This window comes from Myxococcus sp. AM009, assembly GCF_013372605.1.
Classification (GTDB): domain Bacteria; phylum Myxococcota; class Myxococcia; order Myxococcales; family Myxococcaceae; genus Myxococcus; species Myxococcus vastator.
Genome location: NZ_JABXEP010000192.1, coordinates 1 through 12,746, shown reverse-complemented (window position 1 = coordinate 12,746; position 12,746 = coordinate 1). Strand labels below are relative to the sequence as shown.

At 69.3% G+C, this 12,746-nt stretch carries 7 protein-coding genes; 2 read left to right on the top strand and 5 right to left on the bottom strand.

The genetic code is table 11. From position 1 onward, the window contains the following. A partial coding sequence (locus HV824_RS31585; RefSeq protein WP_176424901.1) for a condensation domain-containing protein occupies positions 1 to 3,643 on the bottom strand: 3,643 nt, incomplete at its 3' end. A 142-nt stretch (positions 3,644 to 3,785) separates the two neighbouring features. Further along, positions 3,786 to 6,086 carry a TIGR02266 family protein gene (locus HV824_RS31580; protein ID WP_176420373.1) on the bottom strand — a complete coding sequence of 767 codons (2,301 nt, stop codon included), beginning with the start codon at positions 6,084 to 6,086 and terminating at the stop codon, positions 3,786 to 3,788. Between the two features lie 173 nt (positions 6,087 to 6,259). Between HV824_RS31580 and guaB the strand changes: the two genes are divergently transcribed. Then, entirely contained in the window at positions 6,260 to 7,717 is a 1,458-nt protein-coding gene (gene guaB, locus HV824_RS31575; protein WP_176420372.1) for an IMP dehydrogenase, read from the top strand. 123 nt (positions 7,718 to 7,840) lie between these two features. Here the strand turns inward: guaB and HV824_RS31570 are convergent, their stop codons facing one another. Beyond that, on the bottom strand, positions 7,841 to 8,485 hold the full coding sequence (locus HV824_RS31570) for a hypothetical protein (RefSeq protein ID WP_176420370.1): 645 nt from the start codon (positions 8,483 to 8,485) through the stop codon (positions 7,841 to 7,843). Between the two features lie 86 nt (positions 8,486 to 8,571). Here HV824_RS31570 and guaA point away from each other — a divergent pair, with 86 nt between their 5' ends. Then, positions 8,572 to 10,125 (top strand): glutamine-hydrolyzing GMP synthase, encoded by a 1,554-nt coding sequence (gene guaA / locus HV824_RS31565; RefSeq protein ID WP_176420368.1) that lies wholly within the window; start codon positions 8,572 to 8,574, stop codon positions 10,123 to 10,125. 91 nt (positions 10,126 to 10,216) lie between these two features. On the opposite strand, the gene HV824_RS31560 is transcribed toward guaA, so the two are convergent. Continuing rightward, the gene (locus HV824_RS31560) at positions 10,217 to 12,310 is read right to left on the bottom strand and encodes a S46 family peptidase (RefSeq protein ID WP_176420366.1); all 2,094 of its coding nucleotides are present in this window, start codon (positions 12,308 to 12,310) and stop codon (positions 10,217 to 10,219) included. A gap of 236 nt (positions 12,311 to 12,546) precedes the next feature. Continuing rightward, positions 12,547 to 12,746, bottom strand: a 200-nt coding sequence (locus HV824_RS31555; protein ID WP_176424900.1) for a hypothetical protein, incomplete at its 5' end; no start/stop codon positions are given.

Here is a 12,746-nt window from a genome sequence, read left to right as displayed (position 1 = left end):
GGCACACGCCCACCAGCGACTCCGCCCCCACCCCCATGGCCCTCAAGTGGTGCGCCACCTGGTTGGCCCTCGCCTCAAGCTCCCGGTACGTCAGCCGCTCCGTCTCGAACGCCACCGCCACCGCGTCCGGCGTCCGCTCCACCTGCGCTTCGATGAGCTCAGTCAGCGTGCCGGACGGAGGCGCTTCGACGCGGGGATTCCAGCCGTGGAGCGCGTGCTGCCGCTCGGCATCGCTCATCAACGGCAGGGTGGTCAGCGGCGCATCCGGCGCCTCCACCATTCCGCGAATCACGTGCTCCAGGTGGCTCAGGAGCCGGTCCGCCGTCTCCGCGTCGAACAGGTCCGCGGAGTACTTGCAGCCAATCAGCAGGCCCTCGGGGCGGTGCGTCGCCTCGAAGGTCATGTCCAGCTCGGCGGTGTGGTTGTCCACCAGGGACACGTCGAGCGTCAGCCCCCCCCGGACGGACAGCGCGCGCGGCAGCTCGTAGTCGTCGAGGATGAAGCCCACGTTGTACAGCTCGCGGCGCTCCGCCCCGGGCTGTTGCACGGCCGCGAGGATCTGCTCGAACGGCACGTACCCATGCGCGAGCGCGCCCAGCATCCGCGACTTCACCTCGGCGAGCATGTCCGCGGACGTCGCGGCATCCGGCAGGCGGACCCGCAGCGGGATGAAGTTGGTGCAGTCGCCCATCAGCTCGCGAGTGCCCGCCGCGTCTCGACCGGAGATGACGGTGCCCACGACAAAGTCGCTCTGACCGCTCCAGCGGTGCAGCACCGTGGCCAGCGCGGACATCACGCCCATGAACGGCGTGGTGCCCTGACGCCGGCCCAGGGTATGCAACCTGGCCATGAGGGACGCGGGCAGCAGCCGCAGGCGACGGGCACCGTGGACGGACAACCGCTGCGGCCGGGGCCGGTCGGTGGGCAGCGCCAGCAACTGGGGCGCGCCGGCCAGGGTCTCCTTCCACCACGACAGCTCCGTGGTGAGCACATCCGGCGTGAAGTACGCGCGCTGCCACGCGGCGAAGTCGCCGTACTGGAACTCCGGCTCCGCCAACGGCGACGGCCGCCCCTCCACGAACGCGCCATAGAGCGCCGCCAGCTCGCGCATGAACAGCGCGACGGACGTGCCGTCCACCACCAGGTGGTGCAGGACGGTCAGCAGGACGTGGTCCTCCGGCCCGAAGCGCAGCAATGAGCACCGCACCAGCGGGCCCGCCTCCAGGTCCATGGGGCGTTGCGCATCAAGCACCGCCTGGGCTTCGAGCGTCGCCTGCCGCGCGTCACCGCTCACGCCCGTGAAGTCCAGGCACGGCAGGGAGCTGGGGCCCGGCGCCTGCACGCGCTGAAGCAGCGCGCCGTCGCGGGACGCGAAGCGGGTGCGCAGCACCTCATGCCGGCGCAGCACCTCCGAAAGGGCCCGCTCCAGCGTCGCCACGTCCAGCGTCCCACGCAGCGTCAGCGCCACCGGAATCTGGTTCGACGTCCAGGACGGATCCAACTGGAGCAGGTACCACAGCCGCTCCTGCGTGAACGACGCGGGCGTGGACGCCGCGCCGTCAGGACGGCGCTGGAGCGGCGGCAGCCGTCGGCCCGTGCCCTCCGCGGACACGGACTCCGCCAGCGACCGCAGACTCAGGTCCTGCAACAGCGCGGCGATGGAGACGCGCACGCCCAGCCGCTTCTCCACGCGGCCCTGGAGGTCGGCGGCCCCCAGCGAGTCCAGGCCCAGCAACGTCAGCGGCGTGCTGGCGTCCTGTCCAACAGCCTCTGCGCCGAGCACCGCCACCAGCTCCTCACGCAGCGCCGTCTCCAGTGCCTCCTGGGAGCGCGCGGGCTGGATGGCCGGAGCCGGCTCGGGAGCGGGGAGGGACGCGGGCCCCGAGATGACACCCGTCCCGCTGCGCCACACGATGGGCAGCTCGCCGGACACCAGGGCGGCACGGCAGGCGAAGCGCTGGATCTTCCCGCTCGACGTCTTCATCACCGAGCCGGGCGGCAGCAGCGCCAGCGTGTGCGGCTGGACCTGGAGCTCCGCGACAATGGCCTTGCGCAGCGTGTCCGCCACGGCGCCCAGCGCGGCCGGGTCCGAGCCCTCCGCCAAATCTCGCGACACCTCCGCGACCACCGCCAGGGCCTCGCCCTCCGGTGTCTCTATGGCGAACGCCGCGATGCAGCCCGGACGCACCTTTCGGTGGGCCCGCTCCACGATGCTCTCCACGTCCTGCGGATACAGGTTCCGGCCCCGCAGGATGATGAGGTCCTTGCGCCGGCCGGTGACGATGAGCTGCCCGTCCTCCAGCAGCAGCCCCAGGTCGCCCGTGCGCAGGTACTTCGGCCCGGCCTCCGCGCCCACCGGGACGGCCTGGAAGATGTCCACGCTGGTCTCGGGCTTGCGCCAGTAGCCCTGCGCGACGCTTCCACCGGAGACCCAGATTTCGCCCACCTGGCCCGGCGCCCGTGGCATGCGCGACTCCGGGTCCACGATGAGCAGCCGCTGCTCGGCCAGCGTGGCACCGCAGCCGATATGGGTCCTCGAGCCTTCGGAGCCGGGCTCAGCGCGGACCGCTTGCCCACGGCCCAGCGCGGCGTCTTGCAGGACGTGCACCCGCGGGACGCGGCCCTTCTCCTCACCCGTGACGATGAGCGTGCCTTCGGCCAGGCCGTAGCAGGGGTAGAAGGCCTCGCGGCGGAACCCGCTGGGCGCGAACACCTCCGCGAAGCGATCCAGCGTCGCGGCGCGAATGGGCTCCGCGCCGCAGAAGGCCACGTCCCACGCCCGCAGGTCCAGCGCCTGGATGTCCTCGGGCGTGGCCCGCCGCGCGCACAGCTCGAAGGCGAAGTTGGGTCCACCGCTGACGGTGCCGCCATACCGGGACACGGCCTCCAGCCAGCGCATGGGCCGCTGGAGGAAGGACATGGGGGACATGAGCGTCACGGGGAAGCCCGCGAACAGCGGCTGGAGGATGCCGCCGATGAGGCCCATGTCGTGGTACGGCGGCAGCCAGATGACACCCGAGCTGCGCGGCCCCGTCTGGAAGGCGCCGGCGATCAGCCCCAGGTTGTGAAGCAGGTTCGCGTGGCTGAGCATCACCCCCTTGGGCGTGCCCGTGGAGCCGGACGTGTACTGGAGGAACGCCAGCGTCTCCGGGCTCACCCGCGGCTCAACCCACGACGACTCACCGCCCGCGGGCAGGTCATCCGTTGACAGCCACTTCAGCGCCCGGAAGTCCGGCGCCTGTTCGAAGACGAAGTCCGCGAGCGAGAGGATGCCGGACGTGGTGAGCACCACCGTGGCCTCGGCGTCCTGGATGATGGCGCGAAGGCGGGGCAGGGTGCGCTCCAGCCGCACCGGGTCCGGCGGATAGGCGGGCACCGCCACCGCGCCCGCATAGAGGCAGCCGAAGAAGCCCGCGACGTAGTCCAACCCCGGCGGATACAGCAGCAACACGCGCTGGCCCTGCGCGCCCTGGGCCTGCAACAACGCGCCGATGCGCGCCGCCTGCGCGTGCAGCTCCCTCGCGCTCAGCGAGGCTTCCTCCGCTTCTGCGTCGCCGAGAAAGGCGTACTGTTTCCGGTGCGCCGTCTCGCCAAAGGCGCGTTGGACCAGGACTTCGAGGAGGGTTCGCGGTGTCTCATGCATGGGAGCGCGCTCGTCTGTCCGGAAGGAAGCGAGGCGCTACATAGCAGGCAAATCCGACCCTCTAGGGGCTGGCTAGACTCACCGGAAATTTCCCGGAATCACGCATGACGCGGAGTGCGAACAAGGTACGCGGAGCGCGTCTTCAGGCTCTTCCGAACAGCCCCTTGAGCCACCTCATGAAGCCCTTCTGCTTGGGGGCAGCAGTCACGCTGACTGCAGGCATCGCGGACACCGGGGCCAACGAAGGTGGCCGGGCGGGGACCAGGCGCGGGGCCGACGAGGCGCCGCTCGTGGACATGGGCACCTTCACCGGAGCGGACGGCCCCGTGGCCGTGGCCCCCGCGTGCCCCACGCTCCGTGCCGCGGCTGCCGGGCCAGGCGCGGGCGGCGACTCCGGTTCGGGCTGCGCCAGCCGCGCCTTCACGGCCTCCGGGGTGTCGCGCGTGGTGAAGGTGCTCGTCACCTCGCGGCCCGAGGAGGCCTCACGCGCGGTGACCTTCAACAGCGACTCGTTGCTGACCTCGAAGGTGACGCTCACCTGCACCGCGCCACGCGGGAGCTTCGGCAGGCCCTCCAGCTTCAACGTGCCCAGGTACTCGTTGTCCGCGGCCTTGTCGGAGTCGCCCTGGAACACCGTGAGCTCCAGCTCCGTCTGGCCATCGCGGTGCGTGGCCAGGGTGTAGCTCTTGGTGGACGGCAGCGACGTGTTGCGCTCCATCACCGCCTTGAAGCGGCCACCGGGCAGGCCCACGCCAATGGCCATGGGCAGCACGTCGATGAGCACCACGCCTTCCAACTGCCCTAGGCTGTGCGCCAGCAGCGCCGCGCCCAGCGCCACGGCCTCGTCCGGGTGCACGCCCTTGCTGGGCGGCTTGCCGAAGAGCTTCGTGATCTTCTCATGCACCAGCGGGAAGCGGCTCTGCCCACCCACGAGGATGACCTCGTCGATGTCCTGCGGCGCCACCTTCTTCGCCCGCAGGACGTCCTCGCAGACCTGGAGGGTGCGATTGACCAACCCCTCCGTCAGCTCCACCAGCTTCTGCCGCGAGAGCATGACGTCCAGGTCGCACGGCTTGTCGTCGATCATCGTCACGAACGCGACGTGCACCCGCACCTCCGAGCGCTCCGACAGCGCGCACTTGGCGCGCTCGGCCGCGTCGTTGATGCGCTGCAGGGCCACCCGGTCCCCTTGGAAGGCGCGGCCGGTGGCCTTCTGGAACTCGTCCAGGAGGTACGTGACGATGGCGTTGTCGAAGTCGATGCCGCCCAGGAAGGTGTCGCCGCCGGTGGAGATGACCTCGTAGACGTTGTCGTTCAGCTCCAGCACCGACGCGTCGAAGGTGCCACCGCCCAGGTCGTACACCAGCACGCGCTGGTTCAGCTCGCGCCCGTAGCCATAGGCCAGCGCCGCCGACGTGGGCTCGTTGAGGATGCGCTCGATGTACAGGCCCGCCAGCTTCCCGGCCTCGCGCACCGCCTGGCGCTGGTTGTCGTTGTAGTAGGCGGGGACGGTGACGACCGCGCGGGACACCGGGTGGCCCAGCTGGTTCTGCGCGACCTCGCGGACCTCCCGGAGGATGAGCGCGGAGATCTGCTGCAGCGTGTAGACGTGCTCGCCCAGCTTCACGCCCGCGTCGCCATTCTCACTGGCGGCGATCTCATAGTGGAAGCGGTCCTTGAGCTGCTCCACCACGGGCGACGCGAAGGGGCGGCCCACCATCCGCTTGGCGCCGTACACCGTCTGGCGCGGGTTGGTGAGCATCTGCCCCTTCGCGGGGTGGCCCACCACCAGCTTGCCGCGCGTGTTCACGGCGATGATGGAGGGCACCGTGTTGTGGCCCTCCCGGCTGGGCAGCACGCCCGGCTTGCCGTTGCGGACGAAGGCCGCGCACGAGTTCGTCGTCCCCAGGTCAATGCCGATGACGACGCCCGCGCGTTTGGGCTCCTCCGAGCTGAGGCCCAACGCCGCGTTGGCCATCATCTGTGGCGGCGCGGCAGCCGCGACGGGCGCCGGTGCGACGGGCTCGGCGGAGAGGGCGACCGGCGCATGCTCCGTGGAGGGTGGGACCGTGTAGTCCGCCGGCCCCACGTTGGGAGGAACCGGGGGGACCTCCGACTGGGCGTGGGGCAGGGTGACGACCAGCGAATCGAGGAACCGCCGGGTGGGCGCATCCGCGTTCAGGAAGCGCAGGCCCATGCCGAGCACGCCCTGGCCGCCCTGACCTGTGACGTAGTGAACGACGGCCGCCGCGTGGATGATGCGCTCCCCGCCCGCCAGCTTGAGATCCAAGGTGACGGCCGTCCCCGGGGGCTTCACCGCGCGTGCGCGCAGATAGATGCCACCCCGGGTCACATTCGGGCCGTACTTCGCCAGGAACTCCTCGAGCGTCGCGAAGGGCAGCTTCACGACGAGCCCGACCGCACCCTGATTCGAATCCGTCAATGCCCGGTTCCTGAGACGAGAGGGGATACTGGGTTGCGATTATCGCCCGAACTCCGAGGGAACGGGCGTCAAATCAGCGCCCTTCTCCGTTGCGCCGGGGCAGCGTACCTCGTATGGAACCGCACCCGCGGGCTGTGGTGCCCCGCGGGCACCTGCCCACGGGAGCGCCGCTCATGCTCAACCCTGATATCCGGCTCGCCCTCACCTTCGACGACGTCCTGCTGGTCCCGGCCGAGAGCTCGGTCGTCCCCAAGGACGTCGATCTGACGACCCGGCTCACCCGCAACCTCCGTCTCAACATCCCCCTCCTGTCGGCGGCCATGGACACCGTCACGGAGTCCCGGACCGCCATCGCCATGGCCCAGGAGGGCGGGATTGGCGTCATCCACAAGAACATGACGCCCGAGCAGCAGGCGCTCGAGGTCCTCAAGGTCAAGAAGTTCGAAAGCGGCATGGTGGTGGACCCCGTCACCATCGAACCGGAGGCCCCGCTGGGCCGCGCGCTGGAGCTGATGCGCCTCCACGGCGTGTCAGGCATCCCGGTGGTGAAGGGCCAGCGGCTGGTGGGCATCGTCACCAGCCGCGACGTGCGCTTCGAGACCAACTTCACCCAGAAGGTGGAGGCGATGATGACGCGCGAGCTCGTCACCGGCCGCGAGGGCATCACGCAGGAAGATGCGCAGAAGCTGCTGCACACGCACCGCATCGAGAAGCTGCTCGTCGTCAACGAGGCCTTCGAGCTCAAGGGCCTCATCACCATCAAGGACATCGAGAAGCGCCGCACGCACCCCAACGCGGCCAAGGACGGCAAGGGGCGCCTGCTGTGCGCCGCCGCCGTGGGCGTGTCCGCGGACCGCGAGGCCCGCGTGGAGGCGCTCATCAAGGCCGGCGTGGACGTCATCGTCGTGGACACCGCGCACGGCCACTCCACCGCGGTGCTGGACGGCGTGCGCGACACCCGGAAGAACTTCCAGGGCTTCGACCTCATCGCCGGCAACGTCGCCACCGCCGAGGCCACCCGCGCGCTCATCCAGGCCGGCGTGGACGCGGTGAAGGTGGGCATCGGCCCCGGCTCCATCTGCACCACCCGCGTGGTGGCCGGCGTGGGCGTGCCCCAGGTGACGGCCGTGGATGACTGCGTCCGCGAGGCCCAGAAGCACGACGTGCCCGTCATCTCCGACGGCGGCATCAAGTACTCGGGCGACATCGTCAAGGCGCTGGCGGCGGGCGCCAACACGGTGATGATCGGCTCGCTCTTCGCCGGCACCGAGGAGTCTCCGGGCGACGTCATCCTGTACCAGGGCCGCAGCTACAAGAGCTACCGCGGCATGGGCAGCCTGGGCGCCATGAAGCAGGGCGCCAAGGACCGCTACTTCCAGGCGGACGTGGAGGCCGTGAAGCTGGTGCCCGAGGGCATCGAGGGCCGCGTGCCGTACAAGGGCACCCTGGCGATGAACGTCCACCAGATGCTGGGCGGCATCCGCAGCGGCATGGGCTACGTGGGCTGCCGCAGCATCGACGAGCTGCGCACCCAGGCCACCTTCGTCCGCATCACGTCCGCCGGGCTCAAGGAGAGCCACGTGCACGACGTCATCATCACCGAGGAAGCGCCGAACTACCGCGTCGAGTAGTCCGGAGGGCGCCAGGGGAGGGCGGTGGCCCGTCCTCCCCGCGCCGCGCCCCGGGGCCATGAAAAAAGGGCCCGCGCCTGCTGGCGGGGCCCGGGTGTCCAGCCAGCAAGGGCCAGCAGCGACCTACCGGCCGCGCTTGCGGCCACCGCTTGACGCGGGGGCGGGCTCATCGGCGGGGGTGGACGGGGCCACGCGCTTCGCCGCGGCGTTCACCTGGTTGAGCAGCGTGTCCTTGTCGTCCGGCTCCAGCGTCTCAATGGCCTGACGCAGGGTGTTGAAGTCGAGCCGGGCGATGGTGACGGTGTTGCCGCCCTTGATCTCCTGGACGGTGGGCACGCCCACCAGCTCCCGCATGTAGGTCTCGAACTCCACCCGGACGTCGGCCGTCTGCTGGATGCAGGTGTCCTTGGCGTTGACCAGGTGCTGCGTGCCCTCGCGGTAGCTCAGGTCCGGGTTGCGGTTCATCGCATCCTCGAACGTGGCGGTCCGCTTGCGGAGGGAGGAGTACAGCTCGATGTAGTCCACCAGCCGGTCCGTCTCCGGCCGGTTCACATTGCGCGCCTTGATGAGCGCCTCGGTGGCGTCCTCACAGGAGATCTTCTCGAGCTCGGCGGCGCCCGGCGTCTCCTTCGCGGAGAGATTCTGGGTTTCGCGGTCCAGCCGCTCATCCGAGGAGATCTCCTTCACGCATCCGGAGGCGGACAGCAGGAGTAGGGTCGCAGCAGCGGTAGGGGCGGACAGGCGGCGGAGCATCCAGGCCTCGAACAATTGAAGGTACTTGGGCGTTGTATTCCGGAAGTTTGTAGCGATAAGGGCCCCCAGCCGTCAACGACGCCCCTCTTGGAGACCCCCAGGTGGACCTGCACGCCGAAAAAATCCTGATCCTCGATTTCGGGAGCCAGTACACCCAGCTCATCGCCCGGCGCGTCCGCGAGCTGGGCGTCTACTGCGAAATCCACCGCCCGGACCTCCCGGCGGAGGACATCCGAAAATACGCTCCCCGCGGCATCATCCTCTCTGGCGGGCCGGCGTCCGTGGAGGCCCCGGATGCCCCCCGGTGCGACCCCTTCGTCTTCGAAGCCGGCGTCCCCGTGCTGGGCATCTGCTACGGCCTCCAGCTCACCGCCAAGCTGCTGGGCGGCAAGATTGACCGGAGCGCCCACCGCGAGTTCGGCAACGCGGAGGTGGAGGTGCTGGCCCGCCGGGGCCCCTTCGCCGAGTTCACCCCCGGGGACAAGGTCCAGGTCTGGATGAGCCATGGGGACCGGGTGCAGGAGCTGCCCCCGGGCTTCGAGGCCATTGGCCGCAGCGGCAATTCGCCCTTCGCCGCCACCGCCCACGCGACGAAGCCCTGGTTCGGGCTCCAGTTCCACCCGGAGGTGGTCCACACGCCGCAGGGCAAGGCCATGCTGCGCGCCTTCGTCTTCAACGAGTGCAAGGTCAGCGGCTCGTGGACGATGAAGGGCTTCATCGACGAGGCCGTGGGCACCATCCGCCGCCAGGTGGGTGAGCACGGCCGGGTCATCTGCGCGCTGTCCGGCGGCGTGGACAGCTCCGTGGCCGCGCTGCTGCTGCACCGGGCCATTGGCCCCCGGCTCCAGTGCATCTTCGTGGACAACGGGGTGCTCCGTCAGGACGAGCGAGCCCAGGTGGAGGCGCTCTTCGTGGACCGCTTCCACGTCCCGCTGAAGACGGTGGATGCCCGCCAGCGCTTCCTGGACAAGCTGGCCGGGGTGACGGACCCGGAGAAGAAGCGGAAGATCATCGGCCGCGAGTTCATCGCCGTGTTCGAGGAGGCCTCGCGCGACGTGCAGGACGCGGAGTTCCTGGCCCAGGGCACGCTGTACCCGGACGTCATCGAGTCCGTGTCGTACAAGGGCCCCTCCGTCACCATCAAGAGCCACCACAACGTGGGCGGCCTGCCGGAGACGATGAAGCTCAAGCTGGTGGAGCCGCTGCGCGAGCTCTTCAAGGACGAGGTCCGCGCCCTGGGCCGCGAGCTGGGGCTGCCGGATGAGATGGTGTCCCGCCAGCCATTCCCCGGCCCCGGCCTGGCCATCCGCGTGCTGGGGGAAGTCACCGAGCAGCGCCTGGAGCTGGTGCGGCGCGCGGACGCCATCGTCCAGGAGGAGATCCGCGCCGCCGGCCTCTACAAGGAAGTGTGGCAGGCCTTCGCGGTGCTGCTGCCGGTGCAGAGCGTGGGCGTCATGGGCGACGAGCGCACCTACGAGTCCACCTGCGTGCTGCGCGCCGTCACCAGCGTGGACGGCATGACGGCGGACTGGGCCCGGCTGCCGTTCGCCGTGCTGGAGCGCATCTCCACGCGCATCACCAACGAGGTGCGCGGCATCAACCGCGTCGCCTACGACATCTCGTCCAAGCCTCCCGCGACGATTGAGTGGGAGTAGGGCGGCTGCCCGGTGCGGGTGCCGGGCAGCCTCTTCGTGTTTCAGGGGCCCTGGCCGACCGCGCCGGGGCCCCCTGCTTCGCCCGGAGGCATCACCCCGCCGGGCTGGCCTTCACGGGCGGGATCTTGGTGCTGCCGGGACGCAGCTCCTCGAGCAGCCGCGTGGCGCCGTAGATCTTCGTCAGCGACTCGATGATGGCCTGGCTGTGGACGCTGACCGAGCGGTTGACGCTCTCGTCGAAGCCGTACTCGCCGCCCAGGGACTGGATGTTGCCGTCGAACACGATTCCGACGATCTCCGCGTCCTTGTTGATGACGGGCGAGCCGGAGTTGCCACCGATGATGTCGTTGGTGGAGACGAAGTTCATCGGCGTGGTGCCGTCCAGCGCCTTCTCGTTCTTCAGCCAGGACTTCGGCAGCGCGAAGGGCTCCTCACCCGTGGCGTGCGCGAAGGTGCCCGCCATCTGGGTGATGGGGCTGACCTGCTTGCCATTCTCCGAGTAGCCCTTCACCGCGCCGTAGGACAGGCGCAGGCTGAACGTCGCGTCCGGGTACTGGTTGGTGCCGTAGATCTCGAACTTGGCCTTGGCCACCAGCTCGCTGTTCTTGCGGAGGACGGACTCGACGTTCTCCTCGAACGTCTTGCGCACGGCCCGCATGTCCGGGTCCAGCGCGACGGCCAGCTGGATCATCGGGTCCTTGGACGCCGCGATGGCCGCCTTGCCGCCCTTGTGGAGCGCCTGGCGGGCCTTCACGTCGCGCAGCTTCGTGCCCTTCACCAGCCGGGCGGCCAGCTTCTCCGGGGACTCCTTGCCCAGCACCTTCTTCACGAAGGGGTGGTCGGAGCCCAGCTCCTCGCGCATCTTGGTGAGGCTGAACGTCAGGCGGGCAATCTCCAGCTCCGGGTAGATGGGCGCCGGGCTGAACAGCTGGGCCTCCAGCGCCGGGACGTTGGCCTGGTTGAACTCACGCAGGCGCTCGCCGTTCGCCTTCGGCAGCTCCTCGGCGCCGCGCACCAGCGTGCGGGCCACCTGGAACAGCGAGGAGGACAGGCCGCCGCCGTGCTCCATGAACGTCAGGTCCTTGCGGATGTTGCGCAGCTCCGTCTGGGCCTTGGCGATCTCATCCCAGGCCGCGCCGTACTTCTTCTTCATCTCCGGGTTGGCGTTGACCTTCTTGCGCAGCTCCTGCTCGGCGGCGACCTTCTGCGCGAAGAACGTCTTGTCCAGCAGGGCCTCGTGACGGCCCTTCATCGCCTTCACCGCGTTCTCCACGCCGAACAGCATGTTGGTGGAGATGCGGCGCTGCTCGGCGCCACGGCGGCCGAACTCCGTCAGCATGCCGCGCATCTCCGAGAGCATCATCAGCGTCTTGGGGAGCTGCACGTCGCGGTGGAACTCCAGCTCCGCGACGGTGAGGCCACGCGAGGTGCGGCCCGGGTGGCCGGAGATGAAGGTCAGCTCGCCTTCCTTCGCGCCCTTGTCGGACCACTTGAAGAAGTTGTTCGTCGTCGCCGGCTTGCCGTCCTCGTAGACGCGCAGGAACGTCACGTCGAGGTCGTAGCGGGGGAACTCGAAGTTGTCCGGGTCGCCGCCGAAGAACGCGATGGCGTGCTCGGGCGCCATCACCAGGCGGACGTCCTGGAAGCGCTTGTACTCGTAGAGGTTGTACTGGCCGCCCTGGTACAGGGTGACGACGTCACAGCGCGCCTTGGCGTTGCCCGCGGAGCAGGCCTGCTCCAGCTCGGACATCTTCGCCTTCAGGGTGTCGGCGTACTGCTTGCCCGTCAGCCCCTGGGTGGCCTTGTTCAGCGTCTCCGTGACGTCGGTGATCTTGACCAGCTGGTTGATCTCCATCGCCGGGCACTGGGTCTCCTCGCGCTGCGTCTTCGCGTAGAAGCCGTTGGCGATGTAGTCCTTCTTCGCCGTGGAGAGCTGGCTGATACAGCCGCGCGCGCAGTGGTGATTCGTCATCACCAGGCCGTTGCCGGACACGAAGCTGGCCGAACATCCGCCCGCCAGGCGCGCCGAGGACAGGCGCACGTTGTCCAGCCACTGCTGGGAAGGCTCGAAGCCGTACTTCTCCTTCACCTTCGCGGAGGGAAAGTTGTTGTAGGTCCACATGCCCTCGTCGGCCATCGCGGGAGCCGCGCCGAGGAGGGTGGCAATCACGAACAAGCGCTTCATGAAACGGTCCTTTCCAGGGCCATGGGTGTCGCGGTTCTGCGGGAAGCTCCTGGCTGGGTCAAGCCAGTAAAAAGCGGGGAAGATTTCCCGTGGAACCCAACATACGAGCAGGCTTCTGATTCCCGCCCCCTGGGGTTGGACTCCGAGGAGAAACCCCATTAACGCGACATGTCATCCAGACACGTTCCATGGCTGGGATTCGCGCATCCCACGCCTGGGACGCGCTCGGCCGGCTGTCATTCCTTCCGGAGCGCTTGAAGCGGGTCCATCCGCGTCGCCCGCCGGGCCGGAACCCAGCAGGCGAGCAACGCCACGGCCGCGAGCAGCGCCGCCACGGTCCCGAAGGTCCAGGGGTCTCGCGCGCTGACGCCGTGAAGCTGGCTCGCGAGCACCTGGGACAGGGCCAGCTTAACGGCGTCAGCGCGCGAGACCCCTG

What these genes read in the sequence shown, in the direction of transcription:
- guaB (WP_176420372.1), top strand. Translation starts at nt 6,260, where the DNA reads ATGCTCAACCCTGATATCCGGCTCGCCCTCACCTTCGACGACGTCCTG.
- HV824_RS31560 (WP_176420366.1), bottom strand. Translation starts at nt 12,310, where the DNA reads ATGAAGCGCTTGTTCGTGATTGCCACCCTCCTCGGCGCGGCTCCCGCG.